We start from the raw sequence: 20,464 nt of genomic DNA, 5'->3' as shown, positions 1-20,464 counted from the left end.
GGTGACCTCCTCTTAAATGGGTAAACCGAACCCGCCCTCTGAGCTATTCCCTTTTTTCAAGACCCGCTTCTGGGTGCAAACAAATGGCATTAGACGTTACTAAGCTGTATGCGTGCCAAGAGTAAATCCCGAAGCATCAACCACTTACACTTCAGGTGGCGGCCACGATGAGCGACAGTTGAACAACAGCAAGAGACATAGATGCACAACTGGCCGCCACCCACTCGGAGCAGCAGGAAATGGGAGATGCCTTTCTGGAACAAAAGGTGGAGGGGGAAGGCCGTGAAAAGCTCGCCTAAGGAGGGGGTGTATAATTTCCACAGGACCCATGCTGGGAGGTATGTCAATGGCCGAGGTCTATATCGGTTGCAGCGGTTACAGCTACCGCCACTGGCGGGGAAACTTTTACCCGGATGATCTGCCCACGAAGAAATGGTTTTCTCACTACCAGACGTTGTTTTCCACCGTCGAGCTCAATGTCACCTTCTACCGCACCCCCAACGCCGAAACCTTCAGGCGCTGGCACGATGAAAGCCCGGGCCACTTTGTCTTCGCGGTGAAGGGGAGCCGCTTTATCACCCACATCAAGAAGCTTCTGGATCCGGAGGTGAACCTGGAAAGGTTCTTCCTCCCGGCCTTCGAGCTGAAGGAAAAGATGAGCGTTGTACTCTGGCAGCTCCCACCGAGCTTCAAGGTGGACCTGGAGCGCCTCGCCCCCTTCCTCGCCCAGTTGGACAACTACCGGGTGCGCCACACCATCGAGTTCAGACACGAGAGCTGGTTCATCCCGGAAGTGACCGAGCTGCTGCAAAAGCATGGCGTCACCTTCTGCATGGCGGACTGGCCCCCCTTCCTCGACGCTCCTCCGCCGACGACAGATTTCGTGTACATCCGCAGGCACGGCTACCGCGGCACCTACAACGGCAACTACACCTCGGAAACTATCGCGCAAGACGCAACGCGGATCGAGCAGTATCTCGCCGAGGGGCGGGACGTGTACATCTACTACAACAACGATCTGGGGGGGCACGCACCGAGAAATGCGGTTGAACTGTCGGGGATCCTGCAGGAAAGGGGGAGAGAGAAAGAGGCGCAGCGGTAAGCGTTCGTTACTGCGGGCTCCCCGATGCGGGACAGCCCCCCCTGCCCGGTGGAGAGGGGGAGCCATCTATTGAGGAGGAAATTGAGACCTACTTCAGGAGTTTGATGACGTACATGGTGACGACCATGTTCAGCGCCGTGAATAGAACGATTCCGAGGGAGATGTAGAAAATGTAGTCCACCGTGCCGCTGACTCTCTCAGCGGCATCCGAGCTACCCTGCTTCGCTGCCGTCACCTCGGTGATCGCAGAAGCCTTCGCGCTGTTTAGTCCATCGACCACCCCTTTCATTTCGCTGCTGAAAGTGGCGGCGATCTCCTGCATTCCCTGCAAGGTCTGCTGATTATCCTGCTTGAGCTGCTCGATGTGCTCCAGAAACGTCTGCACGTCGCCTAAGAGGTCATTGAGCGAGCTTCCCTTGCTGTTCTTTATCTCTTCGAGGCAGCTCGCGATCCTGCCCACAAGCTGCTCCAGTGTAGTTACCTGCTCGCCGGACAGCGTGGCCGGGGAACTCCCCTCCCCTTCCCCTTCCACAACGGGAGCGGTCAGCGTGAATTGGGGGGCCGAGGCAGCTGCGGCATGCTTCAGCATCGCCGGAAGCTGTCCCGCCTGCGATGTCACAGAGGCGTCTGCCGAATCGACTTCATCCTCCAGCAGCAACTCTTCCAGCGCGTCGTAGGGAAAGCCGCACTCGGGGCAGACGCCGCCGGTAAAGACGACGACATTGGAGCATTCCGGACACTTTATCGGGGGCGTGTCCGCAAAGTGGAAGCCGCATTCGGGACAAAGATCGAGGCCGTCGGGGATATCGGATTTGCACTCAATGCAGGTGGCGCTGGACATGATCCATCCTTTCAATGACGGTGAGAATCGGGGCGTTGTAGCCGTTCACCAGTACGAAGCCCCCCAGCGCTGCCAGGCAACAGAGGGTCAGGAGGGTGAAGGCTGCCAGGAGGGACAGCGCGGACTTTTGCCGACGGTAGAGATAAACCGGGACCAGCAGGGAAAGCCAAAGATCAGCGGCACCGACCGCCTCCCCCGCCTTTTTGCGGGCGCGGAAATCGAGACAGCAGGCGGCGGTGACAAGGAGAAGGACCGACCACCAAAGATGAGCCTGATATGCCAGGGGACGGTATCCCAGTGTCACCCAGATCTGTGTCGCGACGACCGGGACAGCGCTCCCCCAGAGGGGGGAGGAAATGACGATCCAGGGGATCATCCCGGCCCCTTTTCCGGCGCCGGCTTTCGGACTTGCGGCTTCGTCTGCCTTCGCCTTGAGGTATTGAGCGAAGGTGAGCCAATCGGAAGTCCCCTTCCTGGACACCATGGTGTTGAGGTCGAGGTCGCCGTCGGAGACCATCTGATACATGAAAGAAATCGGTACCGGGCCGGTCCGGCCGTCGCCGGTGAGATAGTAGAGATCCTCGTTCTCGGCCTCCTCCAGCTCAGCGGGCGCCGCCTGGAGCTCCGATACTTCCTCGACCTCCCCCTCCTCTTCCGATGGCTTTCTGCGTTTGAAGCGGCTCAGGACCCTGGCGAGGACTCCCTGCGTGGGCGCATGCGCTTCCTCGGCATCCTGCGCCGCCGTCGCGTCGGGAGGCCCGAAGGAAAAGTCTCGATCTATGGGAAATGAGGACGCAGCGGCAGCGGCGAAAGCCGCCTTCGCCGCAAAGGGAGGGGGTGAGGGAGTAGACGCAATAGGAGGGGCGACTTGCGCTGGAGCAGCGCATTTCGGGCACCTTCTCGCCCTCGAGGAAATCTTATGACCACAGTTGTTGCACTCTACCAGAGCCACGCGCGCACCTTCCTTGCCAGTTGCACTCTCACCCGCCGGCGACGGCTAAATCGTCTACTGCCGCGCCCTTTGTGGCGTCACACACCGATCGAGATGAGGTCAAAGGCTTTGCAGCAACTACTGTGCCACTAGCAGGGATGGGGATTCGGCAGGAAAATCAGGGGGTTTAAGGGACGCAAGTCAAACCTTTGGCAGAAAGTGGAATGAGCGTGAGTCAATTTTTTGGGCGATTGCCGGGAACCTGGAGCTATTCACCAAGCGCCGCACGAGGCCTCGCGTCCCCCCCTTTGCGAAGGGGGGAACGTTACGCTTTCTGCAGTGCTTCGTGGCAATGTACCCACGCTCCCCCGGAATTCCCGGAAGAACCTTCGCGAAGGGGGATAGGGCGGGACAGGGGGGATTTGCCCTTGGGATTGCAGGTGGGCAGTCCCCTCCCAGGGTGGGAGGGGACGCGGGTCGAGCATCGTGCAGGGGCCGATCGAGCCGCCCCCGCACGCCGAGGCGAGACGAAACTACTTTGCGGTGTACCAGAACTTGCTGGAGCGCGTCTTGCCGTCCTTGAGCTGGAACTTGCTCATCACGCCGTACTTCCCTTTTTTGGAGAGGTCGAAATCGGCGCCGAAGTGCCCCTGCATCGCCATGAGGTCCTTCGTCTGGGTGCTGCCGTCCGGACCCTGAACCTTCACCGTCGCGGTACCTTCGGTGATCGGCTTGCCGCTCTTGGCATCCTTGAACTCGGCGGCGATGTGGTGGGTCTCCTTCATCCCCTTCGGCATCTCCATCTTCATCGCCTTCATGTGCTCCTTCATGCTCATGACCTTGAAGGTTACCTTTACCCCGTCAACGACTTCCTGATGGGCGACGTCACCCATATCGTGGCCATGCTCCATGTTCATGGAGCCGTGATCCATTGCCGCGAACGCTGCGAAAGGTGCCGAAAGTGCGAGAATTGCTGCGACTGCTACGATGATCTTTTTCACTGGTGTTGTCTCCTTCCTGTTGTTGGATGTAGTGAACTCAATGGTATTTGCGGCACCCGGAGAGGTGCTAGTGCTTCATGCCCGAGTACTTGAGAACTCCGCGTTTCAAGTCGCGCTTTTTCATGAGGACAAAGATCACCGGGGTCATGATCAAGACGTGGACCGCGGAGGAGATCATGCCGCCGATCATCGGCGCCGCGATCGGCTTCATGACGTCCGCGCCGGTGCCGGTGGACCACATGATCGGGATCAGGCCGAGAAGAGCGACCGCGACGGTCATCAGCTTCGGGCGAAGCCTCAGGACAGCTCCCTCGAATGTCGCCTCGTAGATATCCTCCTCGGTGACCGGCCCCTTCAGGAGCCGCTTGTCGAGAGCCTCATGCAGATAGATTACCATTACCACCCCGGTCTCGACCGCAATGCCGTACAGAGCGATGAAGCCGACCCACACCGCCACCGAGAGGTTGTAGCCGAGGGCAGCGACGAGGTAGACCCCTCCCACCAGCGCGAACGGCACCGATAGCATGACCATGCTCGCCTCGAGGGCGGAGTGGAAGGTGAAGAAGAGGAGGATGAAGATGATCACCATGCCGAGAGGGACAAGGACCTGCAGCCGCGCCTTGGCGCGGATCTGGTTCTCCCACTGACCGGACCACGTTACGTAGTATCCCGGCGGGAGCTTCAGGTTTTTCTCCAGGACCGTCTTCGCCTCGGTGACGAAGCTCCCCATGTCGCGCCCGCGTACGTTGAGGAAGACGAGGGAGCGCAGGAGCCCCCCTTCCGAGTTGATCTCGGGAGCGCCGGTGGAGACCTTCAGCTTCGTCACCAGGGAAAGGGAGACCTGGGCGCCTTCCATGCCGGAGACGAGCATGCGCCGGATCGCCGGGATGTTGTCGCGGTAGTCGCGCATGTAGCGGATCCGGATCGGGAAACGGTTTCGCCCCTCGACGGTGGTGGAGAGCATCTCGCCGCCGAGCGCGGTCTCGATTACGTCCTGCACGTCGCCGACACTCACGCCGTAGCGCGCGGCAGCTTCGCGGTCGACGTCGATGTCTATATAGTTGCCGCCGGTGACGCGCTCGGCGACGACGTCCGCCGCCCCCGGAATCGGCTTCAGGATCGCCTCCGCCTGGACCGCGAGGTCCTTCAGGACGTTCAGGTCGGAGCCGAAAATCTTCACGCCGAGGTCGGTGCGCACGCCGGTGGAGAGCATGTTGATGCGGTTGATGATCGGCTGGGTCCAGCCGTTTCGCACCCCGATCTGCTGCAGCTTCCCGTCCAGTTCGGAGACGATGTCAGCCTTGGTGATCCCGGCGCGCCACTGCTCCTTCGGCTTGAGGATGATGATGGACTCGAACATCGATACGGGAGCCGGGTCCGTGGAGGTCTCTGCACGCCCCACCTTGCCGAGCACGTGCTCCACCTCCGGCACGCTCTTTATGATGGTGTCCTGCACCTGAATCAGGCGCTTCGCCTCGGTTATGGAGACGTTGGGTAGCGTCACCGGCATGTACAGCAAGGAGCCCTCGTCGAGCGGCGGCATGAACTCGGAGCCGAGGCTCATGAACATGGGGACCGCGAGCGCGAGCGCAAGGATGTTCAGCGCTATGGTCGTCTTCTTCCACTTGAGGACCCAGCGGATCACCGGCGAGTACAGCCTGATGAAGAAGGTGGAGACCGGGTTCGAGCTCTCCGGCGGCATCTTGCCGCGCATGAAGTAGTACATGAGGACCGGCACCAGGGTGATGGCGATGAATGCCGAGCCCATCATGGAGAAGGTCTTGGTGAAGGCCAGCGGATGGAAGAGCTTCCCCTCCTGCCCCTCTAGCATGAAGACGGGGACGAAGGAGAGGACGATGATGGCAAGGGAGAAGAATATGGCGCGTCCCACCTGCTTCGCGGAGGTGATGACGACCTCCAGGCGCCGTGCTGCGCGCTCCTCCGGCGGCATCTCCGAGAGGTGGCGGTAGCAGTTCTCCACCATGATGACCCCGGCGTCGACGAGGACCCCGATGGCGATGGCGATACCGCCGAGCGACATGATGTTGGAGGTCACCCCCATGAGCTTCATGGTGATGAAGGAGATCAGCACCGAGATCGGCAGCGTGAGGACGATGACGAGCGCGCTCTGGAAGTGGAGGAGGAAGACGAGGATGACGAGCGAAACGACGACCGACTCCTCCAAGAGCGAGTGCTTCAGCGTGTCGATGGCCCGGGCAATGAGGTCGGAGCGGTCGTAGGAGACCATGATCTTCACACCGGGAGGGAGACCCTTCTCCAGCTCCGCGATCTTCCCCTTCACGCGCTTTATGACGTCGTGGGCGTTCTCGCCGTAGCGCATGACCACGATGCCGCCGACCGCCTCACCCTCCCCGTTCATCTCCAGAAGGCCGCGCCGGATGGCGCCTCCCATCTGCACGGTGCCGAGGTTCTTGAGGTAGATCGGCGTCCCCCGCATATCGGCGCCGACGACGATGTTCTCGAGGTCCGCGGTGGACTTCACGTAGCCGCGGCCGCGGATCAGGTACTCCGCGTCGGACTGCTCCATGAGGCGGCCGCCGACGTCCTTGTTCGATGCCTTCACGGCATCCATGACCTTGTTGACCTTTATGTTGTAGGCAAAGAGCTTGTTGGGGTCGAGGTCGATCTGGTACTCGCGCACAAACCCGCCGATGGAGGCGACCTCTGCGACGCCGGGGACCGTATTGAGCTGATAGCGCACGAACCAGTCCTGCAGCGTTCTCAGCTGCTCGAGATCGTACCCTTTCCCCTGGATGGTGTACCAGAAGACGTGCCCGACACCGGTGCCGTCAGGACCAAGTGTCGGCACGACACCCGGCGGGAGGAGCGACGCCGCATAGTTCAGGCGTTCGAGGACGCGTGTGCGGGCCCAGTAGATGTCCGCCTTGTCCTCGAAGATCACGTAGATCATGGAGAAGCCGAAGGCGGACGAGGCGCGCACCGCACGCACCTGCGGGAGCCCCTGCAGGTTCACCGCCAGCGGGTAGGTCACCTGGTCCTCGACGACCTGCGGCGAGCGCCCCGGGTAGTCGGTGAAGACGATGACCTGGTTGTCCGAGAGGTCCGGGATCGCGTCGACAGGAGTCTTGTACACCGACCAGACGCCCCAGGCGATGATCAGGCCAAAGAGCATGAGGACGATGACCCGGTTGCGGGCGGAGTATTCGATGAGTTTTTCGATCATAACGTTACGAGCCTTTCCACAGGGGTGAAACGATACGCCAAAGGCTTAGATTACATCTTCATGTCGTCCATGTTCATCGACCCGCCGGCCGGCGCCTTGCGTGCCGGAGGGGTCGCCGGAGCGGCAGGCGCGCCCCCCTTCTGATCGGTCTTCATTCCCGGCATATTGCTGTGATCCTGACCGCTCCCGCCTTTCAGCTGCGACTCGGAGTCGATGAGGTACCCTCCGGAGACCGCCACCTTTTCCCCGGCCTTCAGGCCGGAAAGGATCTGGACCTGGTCGTCGGTCTGCTGTCCCACCTGAACGTCGCGCGGCTCGAACATCCCCGGCGAGGTCTCCACCCACACCACCTTTCTCTTCCCGGTGTCGATGACCGCGCTCATGGGGACCACGAGAGACTTGCCGAGGGGCACCTTGATGACGGCGTTGACGAACATGTCCGGTTTCAGCCGCATCCCGGGGTTGGGCATCTCCACCCTCACCTTTACGGTCCTCGTCTTCGGATCGAGGAAGGGGTAGATGAAGGCGACGCGCCCCACGAAGGGCTTGCCGGGGAAGGATTGGGAGCGGATCTCCACCCTCTGGCCGATGTGGATGTTGGGGAACTCGTTCTCGTACACCTCCACCTCCACCCAGACGGTGGAGAGGTCGGCGATGTTGAAGAGGACGTCGCCGGTGTTGACGTACTGCCCCTGCTGCACCATCTTCTCGATGACGACGCCGGAAAGGGGGGTGTAGATCGGCAGGCGGATCGTCGGTTTCCCCGCCCTCTCCAGCTCGGCGATCTGGCTGTCCTTCACCCCGAAGAGCTGCAGCCGCTGTCTTGCGGACTGCACGAGCCCATCGCCGTTTTGGGAGATGGCGGTGATGGGGGAATTCTTCAGCTGGTCACGGCTCTTCACAGCCAGGAGGTATTCCTGCTGGGTCGCCAGGAGATCGGGGGAATAGATCTCCGCCACCGGCTGGTTCTTGCTTACCATGGCCCCCACGGCATTCACGTTTAGCTTGTCGATGCGCCCCGCGATCCACGCGGTCACCTTGCTTTGCCGCGACTGGTCGAACTGCACGATACCGACCGCGTTAACCTCCTTGGAAAGAGCGCTCTCTCCGGCGGTCACCGTCGCCACGTTCGCCATGATCTGCTGGGTGGGAGAGACCGAGACATGCCCGAGCATCGCCTGCTGCTCGGCGCTCGGCTGGCCGCCGGCAGCATCGACCTTCTTGATCAGGGCCATGCCGCAGATCGGGCATGTCCCCGGCTTGTCCTTGATGATAAAGGGATGCATCGCGCAGGTATAAAGTACCTTCCCCTCCGCGACCTTCTGCTGCGCAGGCGCTTTATGCTTCCCCTGCCACAGGTACCACCCGCCTCCGGCAGCGGCTGCAAGAACGATGATCGCGATGGGAATTGCCACTCTCTTGTTAAGGGCCATCAATCAGTACCTCATAGGTAGAATCAAAAAAAATCACAACACCCACCGCAAAGGCGCAAAGAGCGCAAAGAACAGCCGCAAAGAAACATCTTTGCTTCCCTTTGATGCATTCAGCCTTTCTTTGCGTGGTTCTCTTTGCGTCCTTTGCGTCTTTGCGGTGGAAGTTCGCCTTTTCCTTTTATCCGACTCGTTCCGACTCGTTCCCAAGCTCCAGCTTGGGAACGCACTTGCCCGCGAGGCTCAGCCTCGCCACTTGAGCGACCATTGATTATCCGCTGCGCGGATGCAAAGCCGGAGCTTTGCTCCCAACTGCGTTCCCAAGATGACCTTGGGAACGACCATGGAGCAGCGGCATACGCGCTAGCCCCCATCCCTCTTTCGGCTTTTCCTTTGCGCGATTTCCTTTGCGTCCTTTGCGTCTTTGCGGTGGAAGTTCGCCTTTTTGTTTATTTCAGCCCGCCGACGAGAGCTTCCAGCTGCGCCAGCTGCATCTGGTACTCCGCCATCGATTCGTAGTACTCGCGCTCGTAGCCGAAGAGGGTATTCCTGCTGTCCAGTAGCGAGAGGAAATCGACCTTGTTGACCCGGTAGCCGATGGTCGCCGACTCCAGCGACTGCTCGGCCTGTGGGATGATCCCGGTCTTGTACAGCTCCACCAGTCTGCGCCTCTTCTCAAGCTTTGCGAGAAGGTCGGCTATCCCGGCATCGACCGTGTTACGGAACATGTTCACCTCGGCCGTCGCCATATTGATCTCGGAATTGGCCTCCGCCACCATCGCATGACGTCGCTTCTGCTGCACCGGGAGGTTGAAGGTCACCCCGAGGCTGTACATGTCGAGCCCTTCATCGTTCATGGAAGGCTGGCGCTGCATGTATTCCAGCGACACGTTGAAGTCCGGGTAGAATTCCCGCTGCGCCAGTTTGCGCCCCGCGGTCGCCTTCTCGATCTGGGCCTGCAGCCCCTTTATCTGCGGGCGCCTCTCCAGAGCGCGGTTTCGCAGCTCCTCTGCGGTGAGAGCCAAAGGAGTGAGCTCGAAATCGGGGATGGTGCCGACCGGCGTGGTGGCCGGGCGGTAAAGGAGCGCATTCAGCGCCGCCACGAGGCTCGCGCGCTGCTGCTCCAGGCCGATCCTCATGTCCAGCATCTTCGACCTCTCCACCTGGGACTTGAAGACGTCCTGCTGCATCCCCTGCCCCACCGAGTACTTCGTCTGGGCGAGGGTGATGAAGTCGTCCATGATCCGTATGTTCTTGTCCACGATGGCAAGCGCCTTGTCGGTGAAGTAGATCTGGTAGTAGTTCTCCTTCACCATCCTGGCGAGCTCGAGCTTGCGCTCCTCATGGGTCCAGTGCAGCGCCTCCGCTTCCCTCGCGGCTACCTCCCCTTTGAGAGCCCTTTTGCCGAAAAACGGGATCTGCTGTGAGATGCCGATCACCTTCTGGGTCATGGGGTCCTTGCTGAAGTTGAACGGATCCGTGATGATGCCGTTTTGCACCTTCAGCATCAGCATGGGGTCTTCGAACGCTGTCGCCTGCGCCGCGCGGTTGGTGAACATCTGCCAGCGCGCTTGCGATCCGGCGAGCTCCGGGTTGTTGCTGAGCGCGGTCTCTACGAGGGCACCAAGGTTTTCAACTGGCGGCTTCGTTTCGGCGGCAGATAGAGTGCCGGCAGAAAGAAGCAGAGTTACGGCAAGGGCGCACAGTCGGAGTCTAGCGTTCATTGTTTAACCTCTCCTGAATTCATGAGTACGGCATGAGCAGGATGTATGCCAAAAGGTAAGTATCTATTTTAGCAAGGCATATTGGGATCTGAAGCGGTAAGAGCAGCAGAGACCAGAGAATATTCTACAGCAGGCCCCAGAATATTCTTCATGCTCATTAGCGTAAGACGTCGGGGCAGCCTGTCGCACTGCGCCACATATCTACCCACCTAGGCCGCTTTCGGCCGCTCCATCGGAAGAGAAACCTTTACCATAGTCCCCTTCCCCAACTCGCTCTCCACCTGCAACATCCCACGATGGCTCTCTATGATCTTCTTCGTCACCGCGAGGCCGAGTCCGGTCCCGTACGTCTTCGTGGTGTAGAACGGCTCGAAGATCTTTTCCAGCATTTCGGGATCGATCCCGGGGCCGGTGTCGCGAAACCGTATCTCGCACATCTCAGGGGCCTGCTCCCCCCGAAGTTCCGTGGAGATGGTGAGACTCCCTCCCGGCGGCGTCGCCTGGAGCGCGTTGATAACGATATTGAGGAATGCCTGCCGCAGCTTCTCGCCGTCCGCCGTGAGTACCACCGGCTCCGCAGGCCTTTCCAGCACAAGGGTCACCTGCCGCTTCTTTGCATCCGCCGCAGTGAGGGTCGCTATCGTTTCCAGCTCCTCCTGGAGGCTGCACGCCTGCATCTCCGCCGGCTGCGGTCGCGCCATGTTGAGGAATCCCTCCACGACGCGGTTCAGCCGCTCCGTCTCCTTTATCTGGATCTCGATGAACTCGTGCTTCGGATCGGCCGGAGGGTAGTCGTCTCTGAGGATCTCCGCTGTGCCGCGGATGGAGCCGAGGGGATTGCGGATCTCGTGCGCCAGCACCGCAGCCATCTCGCCCAGCGTTGAAAGCCTCTCCGAGCGGCGCAACTGCTCCTCAATCGCCATGATCCGTTCCGACTGCTGCTGCAGCTTCTGATACGACTCCTCGAGCCCCCGCGCAGTCTTTTGCAACTCCACCGCACGCTCACGCTCACGTTGCGAGAGGATCCCGGTCACGCCGCCGACGATGTTGTAGAGGATGATTTCCAGGTACTTCTCCATCTCGAGGGTGAGTTCCCCGCCCCATTGAAAGAGTACGTGCGGAGCATAGGCGAAGCTCACAACGATCGAGCATACGAGCCCCCCTCTGAATCCGAACCACAGGGCGGCAAGGATTATCGGCAGGTAGTACAGTCTCTGGAATATGTCGTGCAGGTAAGGGAGATGGAGAGGAGTGAGATAGTGCAGCAGACTTATGGCTACGATGAAGGAAAGGAGGAGAAACGATCTGGTTATAGTTGATCTTTCCATAGGACCTTTTGCTTGTGTATCACGGGGAAAATTTCTCTATGACACTTTTCGGCAAGATTGGGCGGGACTAAAGTATCATCAGCGGCGTATTGTGTCGAGGAACATCGTAGCCGAGCCTTAGCCTCCCTTTCCTCCATCGGTTTCAGGCAACGTCTCTCTGATCCTGCTCAGGATGGAATCCATTGCCTCGTCCATCAGTAGTTCCTGCTGCCGCCTCTTATCGTTGCGGAGAGCCTCCTTTTCATTCGGAACCTGCTCGATCCTTGCAGTCTGAGTGATCTCCCCTTCACCATTGAGCACCTCGTAGTGCACATGCGGACCGGTCGACCTGCCGGAGTTCCCGGAATAGGCGATGACGTCACCGGCCGCCACACGCGTCCCCACCGGCACGGCCAGAGAAGAGTTGTGCCCGTAGAGCGTGCTCTCGCCGTTTTCGTGCTTGATGATGACTGTGCTTCCGTGGCCGCCGTGCAGGCCGGCAAAGGAGACGCGACCGCTGCGGGTTGCACGGACCGGGGTCCCTGCGGGGACGGAAATGTCGATACCGCGGTGAAAGAGGAGCTTGCCGCTACCGAAGGGGTCGACCCGCCACCCCACGCCGGAGGTGACGGTGCCAGTGACGGGGAGGTTCAGATCCGCGCGTGCCAGGAGGGGAAAGACGCAAAGGAAGAATGCTGTAGCGATGCTGCGAACGATCATCTATCAGCTATTCCCGCCACAACCGCCCTTGCCGCAGCATCCAGACGTCGCCGTGGCGCTTTTTCCGACCTCGCGCCCGGTGACCTGCTTGAAATGCTCAGGAGTGACAACCGCATAAAGGTTACTCTTGAAGCCGGCGCCCGTTACCTTCTGCACCAGAGCATCCGGCTGCAAAGCCTTCTTGTCGTAGCCGACAATGACCCACCCCCCTTCCACGTCGACCTCCGTGACCGCGACCCCCTTGAGCTTCTGGAGAGCCGTCGAGATCTTTTTGGAGCAACTGCCACAGGTCATCCCCTTCGTCTCGAGGATGGCAACGGAGTCAGCAGTCGCGCCGACCCGGACATATGATGCGAGGACGCCGAGGAGGACAACGACGGTAATGATGAGAACGGCGCTGAACAGCTTTTTGCTTTTCATAGAATACTCCACAGTGCGTGGGGGGACCCCCGGTGGTACAGCTTCGCACCAGATAATCAAGGGTCGTGCCAATCCGTTCTGTCGAGTGTAAAGGCAGTCATGGCGCGGCGGGACGGCTAGGCGGGTGACGGATTAGAGAGGGTGACCGAACAGACTGAAGAATATTCTCTCGCAGGTGCAGAATATTCTCCACGATGCCGCATGCGCATGGGCCTCCGTGCGCGGGGTCAGGCTTTGCATTTGGGGATTCCGCTAAGCAGCAAACATCAAGCACGGGGTCATGCGCGGGGTCATCATGCGCGGGGTCAGGCTTTGCATTTGGGTATTCCACCTAAGCAGCAAATCCCCAAATGCAAAGCCTGACCCCAGGGTGCTCATTCATCCCCCATCAAGGCTAAGTGGATCGACGGAAAGTCCTTGCGGAGCGGCGGAGTCCCATAAAGGCATGACGCGGGCAAGGGATAACAGCGCCAGAGAATGCCTAAGACGCCCCTCCCTTATCTCCCTGTGAAGTTCCTGCGGCAGAAAGGCTTCGACTACTATGTCCTCACCGGCATCCATTTCACAGGCTTCAGTTAGCGATGCATCCTTTGCCAGCCACATGTGCAGGCGGTTGTTCTGATACGCGGGGTTCGGCTCGGCCCAACCAAGGTACACCCAATTTGACGAGCAGTAACCGGTTTCCTCCCGCAGTTCCCGCCTGGCGGCTGCCTCATGCGTTTCCCCCGGTATGACTAGCCCGGCTGGAAGTTCGACAGTGAAATCTCCGACGCCGAACCGATACTGTCTGACCGTTACGACGCGGTTGTCGGAGGTAATGGCGACAACGCTGACCCAATCGGGAAAATCAAGCACCACTGCCTTGAGAACGCAGGCGTTGCGCGGATTTTCCATCCAGTCGAAACGGACCTTGAATATTGGCAACTCGGGTCCCGGTTCAGAGCCCAGCAGCTTCCACCTTTTTTGATCTGCTTTATTGACCATACCTGGTTCTGCCCCTTTGGTAATTGCTGGATAATTTATGACTTTTCTTCAGCAACGTCTAGATCATTGGCCTCACCTTCAACGCTTCATAGATGCTGAGCAGATAAACCAGACATACCACAGTCACATCAGGCCGCAATGTCATGCGATTGCTAAACCGTTTCAGCTTTTTTCGCTCCTACACCCCGATGCCTATAAAAGTATTAGCTCAAGCGATGATAAACATCGCCAAAGCCAAGGAAAGAGGAATTTTGATGCTCCACGCAGCAAAGATTTGGGAATGGGCCAAAACCCCTCGTAAATAAGTACAGATAAAAGACCCCCCTTGGGAAATGCGTCCCCAAGGGGGGTCCGTCCGGCTCACGGTGTCGGCAATCGCTTCGTCACTCTCGAAGGCGATACCTATTTAGGTGTCGCTGCCTTTCCCGCCTCCTTGGTTGGCGCTTCCCCCACGCCGATATCGAGCTTTGCAACCCCGGCGGGACCGGCTCCAGTGAGCTTCTGCCAGCCACTCCACGGCGCCGCGTGCGGTACCGTCTGCCAGTTGTGATACAGAGCGTTGTCCTTGCCGATCCCGAATAGTTCCGCACGCCCGTCAGAGTTCACTACCGCCGATATCTGCTTGATGGAGCCGCCCAGCTTGTTCCAGCTGCTCCACGGCCCCGTGTGCGGCTTTGTCTGCCAGATGTTATAAACCGCGTCATCTGAGCCGATACCGAAAACCTCGAGCCTCCCGTCGCCGTTGCGGATCACGGCGATCTGCTTCACTATCCCCCCCAGCGAATTCCACGCGCTCCATGGCCCGCCGTGCGGCACCGTTTGCCAGATATTGTGCAGCGCCTTGTCTGGGCCAATGGCGAAGATTTCCAGCCGCCCGTCGGAGTTCACCACAGGAACGATCTGCTTCGCGGCGCCCCCCAGACGATCCCAGCTGCTCCATGGCCCCGTGTGCGCGGCGCTCTGCCAGATGTGGTACAGCGCATCATCCGAACCGATGCCGAAGACCTCCAGCCGCCCGTCGGTGTTGACGGCAACCGCTACCTGCTTGACGAACCCGCCCAGCCGGTTCCACGCGCTCCACGGTCCCGAGTGGGGAGCAGTCTGCCACATGTTGTACAGCGCGTTGTCGGAGCCGATGCCGAAGAGCTCGAGTCTTCCGTCTGTGTTGCAGGCGACGCAGATGTCCTTGACGATCCCTCCCAGCCTGTTCCAGTTGCTCCATGGGCCGCTGTGCGGGGCGAGCTGGTAGTTATTGTACGCGGCATCATCCTTCCCGATCCCGAAGATCTCCAGACGGCCGTCGTTGTTGAGCGCGGTGCACAACTGCTTCACATTGCCGCCAAGGTTGTTCGGTCCGCTCCACGGGCCCGCGTGCGGAACCTGCTGCCATACATTCCAGACGGACCGATCGCTTCCGATGAGGAAGACCTCCAGCCTCCCGTCGCTGTTGATTGCGGCCCTCGCCGTGCTGAAGGGGACGCTGAGTGGGCCGGTGAGGTACTGGGACTTGCCGCACTGCGAGGGTTTGTCCGCATAGACAGGCGAGTCGTAGGGGTCCTTCACCGCATCGGCATAGACAAAAGCGTCATCCGCCGAGGCGGGCACCGGCACGATGCGAGAAAGAGGGGTCCCCTCAGGATTGTGCCCGGTGACCCCGGCGATCCAGTCCCTGGCAAAGGGATCGAAGGAGGCGCCTCCGATGGAGCTCGCGTCGGCTCGACAGGCGGCTGCAAAGGATGTAGAGGCGGCCGTGGTATTTTCCATGACCGCGTTCTGGAACCCGCCGGAATGGCACTGCTCCATCATCACCACAAGTGAATTGAACTTCGGCAGGGTGTGCAGCTTCGTGCCGAAGTCGGAGGCCGTGTAACTTGCCCAGTCGGGATAGCAGCAGATCCAGGCTTGGGGGTCGTACGGCTGGCCGCCGCCATGGTTGTTGATGTGGATAAGAAGCAGATCGTCCGCCTTGAGCAGCCCCCCCACCTTGCTTATCGCCTGGGCGAGCGCCGTATTGCTCCCCTCTCCGTTCACCTTTATCCGATACGGCGTGTTGTCTCCCGGCCACCTGTCCACCGGCTGGGGATCGCCGCTGTAGTTCACGGTACCGTCGTAATTGAGGACGGTGATGTTGGCGGGATCAAAGTGGTAGATGTCCAGAAGCGTCCGGTACAGGAACTCGAGGTCGTTGAGATGCCGATTGTTCGACATCCCCGAAAAGAGGATGGCGTGCCGGGTGCCCGGTGCGTTGGAGATCGCGGTGCGCAGCTGGGGGATGTGCTGCGGCACGTCGGGCATAACCGGAGCCTTCGGCTCTACCGGACCGTGCACAAGCTGAAACGCCTTCGGCGACTCGAAGTAGGCGTGGGGCGGAAACTGCGCGGGTTTAACATCATAGTGGTCACCCGTGGTAGCGTCGTAGAGATGATGCTCGCAGGGGTGCCCCCAGTTGTGATGGGGCTTCAGGTCGACCAGCGCCATTACGGTCGGGCGCGGCAGAGTGTAGCTCTTCGCAAGACCGGTAACGAGCTTCACGCCCGCGTTGAGGGGTTCGGTGTTTATGGACAGGTGAGTTCTGTCGGCGCGCAGATCGTTCCTGGCGTTGAGCTTGCCGAGGGCGTGGTTCTTGATCTTTTCATAGATGTTCTGGGGTATCGGCATAGTCCTCCTCCTTTGGTTCTGCGTGTGTCTGGTTGTGATGAAACCGTTCAAGAAGCGTCCGGAAGGAGCCTTCTCTTCACTCGAGCATCAGCTCGCGGTACGTCTCGGGGTAATCATCCAGATGGGGCGGGAACTCAGTATGGAAGAGTTGCGTCTTGTTGCCGTCGGAGCTTATCAGCAGAGAGAAGGCGGGGTGGCCCCAATTGGCCTTCGGCATGAGGTCGACGAAGACGTAGTATCCGTCGAAAGGCATGGGCTCCTCCTTGCGCCCCACCCTCACCATCACGCCGGCTTTCTTTTGTTGGGTGTCCCAGTGAATGAGGCACCGAGCCTGTTGCTCGCCGGGAATGTGTTGTCGGACGATTTTGACGACATCGGATTCTGATAAGGACATGCTGACCTCCCTGACTACCACCTCCGTGGTGGACCGGCACGTTCAAACGCCGACGTAGAGCGATGTCTTCTGGGAGTTGCGGTAGATGGAGGCACCAAGCACGAATGACTTGAGCCACGCAGGAGCGACGCTTCTCCCCAACGCCGGAGCACTCTCGAACGTCTGATTAAGTCCATCCACAAATATATACTTCGAACTTTTAGTGTCAATGTAGTGGGTGCGTTTGTTCAATGAAGAACGGAGACAAGGAGTAAAAATAATGACCTGTGTAAATATATTTAACATCAGGAGCAGATAGCGCCTAGCACGAAGAAATGCCGCCTTTTATTACGAAGAAGGAATAAAAAAAACAGGCACATCAGGCAATAGCGTCGAATCAGTCGTTGTGTTGCCAATAAAGCATATCGTTGTGCGACTGAATGATCCGCTAAAAAAGGCAGTGCTAGCGGCGTAGTAGAGCGGGACAGTCACGATTAAACAGGATTCGGCTTTTGCCACCGCTCCCACCTTAAGGCAAAGGGGGACAGGCACCTGCGGAGCCTGGGTATAAACCGAGAGTGAACCCGACGTATGGCATGTAAAATCAGCTGGGTAGGCTTTGGTATTCGGAGAAGATGGAACCATAGAGGTGGCAAAAAAATGAGTTTAAATACAAGAGGAGCCAAAAATGTTGGAGGGGAGGAGGTTGATATGTGCCTGAGCGGGTGATGGGATACGCGGAAGCCACTCCCCGTCACTGCAGATTCTCCTCTTGACTTCATATACCCACCGGGGGTATTTTAATACCCAGTGGGGGTATTCACGAAAGCGGGAGAAGCAGATGGCTACAACACCTACGGATAAAGTTTCCACTCGCCTCAAACGAATCGCCGGGCAGGTTGCGGGGATCCAGCGGATGGTCGAGGACAAGCGCTACTGCGTCGATATCTTGAACCAGGTTTCCGCTGTCCGTTCCGCGCTCGACGCCGTCGGAGTGGAGATCCTCACCCGCCACCTCGAGATGTGCGTGGTGAAGCATGGCAGCGGGACTGAACACGAACATGCGAAGCCGATGACACAGGAAGAGCTTCTCGACGAGGTAAAGACTGCGCTCTCGAGATTCCTGAAGTAAATACTGCGCGGGGTCAGGCTTTGCATTTGGGCATTTCCGCAACGCAAATCACCAAATGCAAAGCCTGACCCCAGTAGGCCGGAATAAGCGGCAGCGTTTCCGGCATGCGCTGGTATGCGGCTGCGTCTGCGGTGGACTGCCGGGAACGCCGTGCGGCTTATCCCGGCCTACATGACCGGCTCAGCCCCATCCCCACCCTGTCCTGCCCCCTGAAAGGGAGGGGACATTTTGGCGGGTGAACCCTCGGAGGCTCAGCGCGCGAACGAAGTTTTAGCGGAAGGGAGATATGCGATGTCTGCAGATCATCAAAAAGATGAAGTAAACACGGGAGCACAAGGAACGCCGAACGCTCCCGCGGGAGCCGACCGGTGCGAGCTTTCCCTTACCGGCATGCACTGCGCCTCGTGCGCCGGCCGCATCGAGAAGGCGCTCTCGGAGGCGCCGGGTGTCTCGGCTGCGAACGTGAACTTCGCTACCTCGCGTGCCACGGTGAGCTACCAGCCGCAGCAGACTGATGTGGAGTCGCTGCGTCAACTGGTGCGCGACATGGGGTACGGGGTCATCGTCCCGGCCTCCGGCGGCGCGGAAGGTTCTCCGGAGGATACCTATGCGGCGGAGTCGAGGCTGCGCGAGGAGCAGTACCGCACCCAGAAGACGCGCTTCCTCGTGGCTCTTGCCCTCACCCTGCCGGTCGCGGTGCTGGCGATGGGGGGCCATCTCCTGCCCGGGGCGGCAGACGTCTTCAACTTTTCCGGCAGCGCTTGGGTCCAGCTGATCCTCACCACTCCTGTCCTCTTCTGGGCCGGGCGCGAGTTCTACACCGGAGCCTGGGCGGCGGCGAAACATCGCACAGCGGACATGAATACCCTCGTCGGTCTGGGCACCCTCTCGGCGTATCTTTTCAGCCTCGCCGCTACCGTCGCCCCGTGGCTCATCCATGGCAGCGCGGGTGGCGGTCATGCGGGGGCACCCGCTGTGTACTTCGAGGTGGCGGCGATCATCGTTACCCTCATTCTTATGGGACGCCTTCTGGAAGCGCGCGCCCGCAGCAAGACGAGCGGAGCCATTCGAGAGCTCATCGGGCTGCAGCCAAAGATGGCGCGGGTTGAGCGTGACGGCGTCGTGCAGGATCTCCCGGTGAGCGAGGTACTGGTGGGGGACCTTATCCTGGTGCGTCCCGGCGAGAAGGTCCCGGTGGACGGCGTGCTGGTGGACGGAGCCTCGGCGGTGGACGAGAGCATGCTTACCGGCGAGCCTTTGCCCGTTGAAAAGGGGGCTGGTGACACGGTAATCGGAGCGACCATGAACAAGACGGGATCGTTCCGGATGCGCGCCACGAAGATCGGTCGGGACACCGTCCTGCAGCAGATCGTGCGCATGGTCCAGGAAGCGCAGGGGAGCAAGGCACCGATCCAGCGCCTTGCCGACATCATCGCGAGCTACTTCGTCCCGGTCGTCATCTGCATCGCCATCGCCACCTTCGTTGTGTGGTTCGACGTCTCGCCGCCGGAGACGCGGGTCTCCATGGCGGTCCTCACCTTCGTCTCCGTCCTCATCATCGCCTGCCCTTGCGCACTCGGGCTCGCCACACCTACAGCCATCATGGTCGGCACCGGGCGCGGCGCCCAGAGCGGCATTTTGGTAAAGGGGGGCGAAGCGCTGGAGACTGCACACCGGCTGACCACCATCGTCCTCGACAAGACCGGCACCATCACCCGTGGAGTCCCCGCCGTGACCGATGTGGTGCCGCTGACAACGGACGAGGCGACGCTTCTTCGTATAGCGGCGTCGGCCGAGTACGGAAGCGAGCACCCTCTCGGTGAGGCCATTGTGCGGGCGGCGGACGAGCGTGCCCTCCCCCGCTCTCCTGTGGAGCAGTTTCGGGCCATCGCAGGTTTCGGGGTCGAGGCGGTGGTGGAGGGGAAAAATGTCGTCATCGGGACGGCGAACCTCATGCGCGAGCGAGGGTTGGTCCCCGAGGAGGAGACCTCGCATCGCCTGGCGGACGAGGGGAAGACGCCGATCTATGTGGCGATCGACGGGGCGGTAGCAGGGATCCTCGCCATTGCCGATCCCGTAAAGGAAGAGTCGCCAAGGGCGATCGAGCGGCTGCGGCACCTCGGCCTCGAGGTGGTGATTCTTACCGGTGACAACAGGCGCACGGCAGCGGCGATCGCCCGGCAGGTACGGGTCGACCAGGTGCTCGCGGAGGTCCTCCCCGAGGGTAAAGGGGAAGAGGTAAAGAAGCTCCAGGCGCAGGGGAAAGTGGTGGCCATGGTCGGTGACGGCATAAACGACGCTCCGGCTCTCGCCCAGGCAGACATCGGTATCGCCATGGGGAGCGGCACCGACGTCGCCATGGAGGCGGCAGATATAACACTCGTGCGCGGAGACCTGAACGGAGTCGTCTCCAGCATCGCCCTCTCCAGAGCAACCATCGCCAATATAAAGCAGAACCTCTTCTTTGCCTTCATCTACAACATTCTCGGCATCCCCCTCGCCGCCGGGGTATTCTACCCCCTGACCGGGTGGCTGTTGAGCCCGATCGTGGCATCGCTGGCGATGGCGCTTTCATCGGTGAGTGTGGTAACGAATGCTTTGAGGCTTCGCGGCTTCAAGGTTGAGAAGGGATAACT

16 protein-coding genes are annotated in these 20,464 nt (G+C 60.0%); 3 read left to right on the top strand and 13 right to left on the bottom strand.

The window, feature by feature from the left end; translation table 11 throughout:
• The first annotated feature begins 346 nt into the window (after window positions 1-346).
• A complete protein-coding gene (locus LPW11_RS18260) occupies window positions 347-1,102 on the top strand; it encodes a DUF72 domain-containing protein (RefSeq protein WP_230995304.1) in 756 nt (251 codons plus the stop codon).
• Window positions 1,103-1,190: 88 nt separating this feature from the next.
• On the opposite strand, the gene LPW11_RS18255 is transcribed toward LPW11_RS18260, so the two are convergent.
• From LPW11_RS18255 to LPW11_RS18195, 13 genes are all read right to left on the bottom strand, one after another.
• Entirely contained in the window at window positions 1,191-1,943 is a 753-nt protein-coding gene (locus LPW11_RS18255; protein WP_230995303.1) for a zinc ribbon domain-containing protein, read from the bottom strand.
• Window positions 1,921-2,895, bottom strand: a complete 975-nt coding sequence (locus tag LPW11_RS18250; RefSeq protein WP_230995302.1) for a GYF domain-containing protein — start codon at window positions 2,893-2,895, stop codon at window positions 1,921-1,923. The genes LPW11_RS18255 and LPW11_RS18250 overlap by 23 nt, the downstream gene beginning before the upstream one ends.
• Window positions 2,896-3,407: 512 nt before the next feature.
• Window positions 3,408-3,875 (bottom strand): hypothetical protein, encoded by a 468-nt coding sequence (locus tag LPW11_RS18245; RefSeq protein ID WP_230995301.1) that lies wholly within the window; start codon window positions 3,873-3,875, stop codon window positions 3,408-3,410.
• A 67-nt stretch (window positions 3,876-3,942) separates the two neighbouring features.
• Window positions 3,943-7,080 (bottom strand): efflux RND transporter permease subunit, encoded by a 3,138-nt coding sequence (locus LPW11_RS18240; protein WP_230995300.1) that lies wholly within the window; start codon window positions 7,078-7,080, stop codon window positions 3,943-3,945.
• A gap of 50 nt (window positions 7,081-7,130) precedes the next feature.
• Window positions 7,131-8,513, bottom strand: coding sequence for an efflux RND transporter periplasmic adaptor subunit (locus LPW11_RS18235; RefSeq protein ID WP_230995299.1), 1,383 nt, complete (start codon window positions 8,511-8,513; stop codon window positions 7,131-7,133).
• 446 nt (window positions 8,514-8,959) lie between these two features.
• Window positions 8,960-10,234, bottom strand: coding sequence for a TolC family protein (locus LPW11_RS18230; protein ID WP_230995298.1), 1,275 nt, complete (start codon window positions 10,232-10,234; stop codon window positions 8,960-8,962).
• 209 nt (window positions 10,235-10,443) lie between these two features.
• A complete protein-coding gene (locus tag LPW11_RS18225; protein WP_230995297.1) occupies window positions 10,444-11,562 on the bottom strand; it encodes a two-component system sensor histidine kinase NtrB in 1,119 nt (372 codons plus the stop codon).
• A 117-nt stretch (window positions 11,563-11,679) separates the two neighbouring features.
• Window positions 11,680-12,261 carry a M23 family metallopeptidase gene (locus LPW11_RS18220; RefSeq protein WP_230995296.1) on the bottom strand — a complete coding sequence of 194 codons (582 nt, stop codon included), beginning with the start codon at window positions 12,259-12,261 and terminating at the stop codon, window positions 11,680-11,682.
• A gap of 3 nt (window positions 12,262-12,264) precedes the next feature.
• Complete coding sequence (locus tag LPW11_RS18215; RefSeq protein WP_230995295.1) at window positions 12,265-12,681, bottom strand: heavy-metal-associated domain-containing protein; 417 nt, start codon at window positions 12,679-12,681, stop codon at window positions 12,265-12,267.
• 378 nt (window positions 12,682-13,059) lie between these two features.
• Window positions 13,060-13,665, bottom strand: coding sequence for an NUDIX hydrolase (locus LPW11_RS18210; protein ID WP_230995294.1), 606 nt, complete (start codon window positions 13,663-13,665; stop codon window positions 13,060-13,062).
• 402 nt (window positions 13,666-14,067) lie between these two features.
• On the bottom strand, window positions 14,068-16,323 hold the full coding sequence (locus LPW11_RS18205; protein WP_230995293.1) for a tectonin domain-containing protein: 2,256 nt from the start codon (window positions 16,321-16,323) through the stop codon (window positions 14,068-14,070).
• A 76-nt stretch (window positions 16,324-16,399) separates the two neighbouring features.
• A complete protein-coding gene (locus tag LPW11_RS18200) occupies window positions 16,400-16,576 on the bottom strand; it encodes a hypothetical protein (protein ID WP_230995292.1) in 177 nt (58 codons plus the stop codon).
• A 183-nt stretch (window positions 16,577-16,759) separates the two neighbouring features.
• Window positions 16,760-16,897: a hypothetical protein gene (locus tag LPW11_RS18195; protein WP_230995291.1), complete on the bottom strand. Its 138-nt coding sequence runs from the start codon at window positions 16,895-16,897 to the stop codon at window positions 16,760-16,762.
• A 640-nt stretch (window positions 16,898-17,537) separates the two neighbouring features.
• Here LPW11_RS18195 and LPW11_RS18190 point away from each other — a divergent pair.
• Window positions 17,538-17,828, top strand: coding sequence for a metal-sensitive transcriptional regulator (locus LPW11_RS18190; RefSeq protein ID WP_230995290.1), 291 nt, complete (start codon window positions 17,538-17,540; stop codon window positions 17,826-17,828).
• 291 nt (window positions 17,829-18,119) lie between these two features.
• Window positions 18,120-20,462, top strand: a complete 2,343-nt coding sequence (locus tag LPW11_RS18185) for a heavy metal translocating P-type ATPase (protein WP_230995289.1) — start codon at window positions 18,120-18,122, stop codon at window positions 20,460-20,462.
• Window positions 20,463-20,464: the final 2 nt, after the last annotated feature.

Origin of the sequence: Geomonas sp. RF6 (assembly GCF_021044625.1) — a bacterium.
In the GTDB taxonomy this organism is placed as follows: Bacteria; Desulfobacterota; Desulfuromonadia; order Geobacterales; family Geobacteraceae; genus RF6.
The sequence above is the reverse complement of the archived record's forward strand: the minus strand, read 5'-3'. Positions and strand labels throughout refer to the sequence as shown.

What these genes read in the sequence shown, in the direction of transcription:
- LPW11_RS18185 (WP_230995289.1), top strand. Translation starts at nt 18,120, where the DNA reads ATGTCTGCAGATCATCAAAAAGATGAAGTAAACACGGGAGCACAAGGA.
- LPW11_RS18225 (WP_230995297.1), bottom strand. Translation starts at nt 11,562, where the DNA reads ATGGAAAGATCAACTATAACCAGATCGTTTCTCCTCCTTTCCTTCATC.
- LPW11_RS18215 (WP_230995295.1), bottom strand. Translation starts at nt 12,681, where the DNA reads ATGAAAAGCAAAAAGCTGTTCAGCGCCGTTCTCATCATTACCGTCGTT.
- LPW11_RS18210 (WP_230995294.1), bottom strand. Translation starts at nt 13,665, where the DNA reads ATGGTCAATAAAGCAGATCAAAAAAGGTGGAAGCTGCTGGGCTCTGAA.
- LPW11_RS18200 (WP_230995292.1), bottom strand. Translation starts at nt 16,576, where the DNA reads ATGCCTTTCGACGGATACTACGTCTTCGTCGACCTCATGCCGAAGGCC.
- LPW11_RS18190 (WP_230995290.1), top strand. Translation starts at nt 17,538, where the DNA reads ATGGCTACAACACCTACGGATAAAGTTTCCACTCGCCTCAAACGAATC.
- LPW11_RS18235 (WP_230995299.1), bottom strand. Translation starts at nt 8,513, where the DNA reads ATGGCCCTTAACAAGAGAGTGGCAATTCCCATCGCGATCATCGTTCTT.
- LPW11_RS18240 (WP_230995300.1), bottom strand. Translation starts at nt 7,080, where the DNA reads ATGATCGAAAAACTCATCGAATACTCCGCCCGCAACCGGGTCATCGTC.
- LPW11_RS18255 (WP_230995303.1), bottom strand. Translation starts at nt 1,943, where the DNA reads ATGTCCAGCGCCACCTGCATTGAGTGCAAATCCGATATCCCCGACGGC.
- LPW11_RS18260 (WP_230995304.1), top strand. Translation starts at nt 347, where the DNA reads ATGGCCGAGGTCTATATCGGTTGCAGCGGTTACAGCTACCGCCACTGG.
- LPW11_RS18205 (WP_230995293.1), bottom strand. Translation starts at nt 16,323, where the DNA reads ATGCCGATACCCCAGAACATCTATGAAAAGATCAAGAACCACGCCCTC.
- LPW11_RS18230 (WP_230995298.1), bottom strand. Translation starts at nt 10,234, where the DNA reads ATGAACGCTAGACTCCGACTGTGCGCCCTTGCCGTAACTCTGCTTCTT.
- LPW11_RS18220 (WP_230995296.1), bottom strand. Translation starts at nt 12,261, where the DNA reads ATGATCGTTCGCAGCATCGCTACAGCATTCTTCCTTTGCGTCTTTCCC.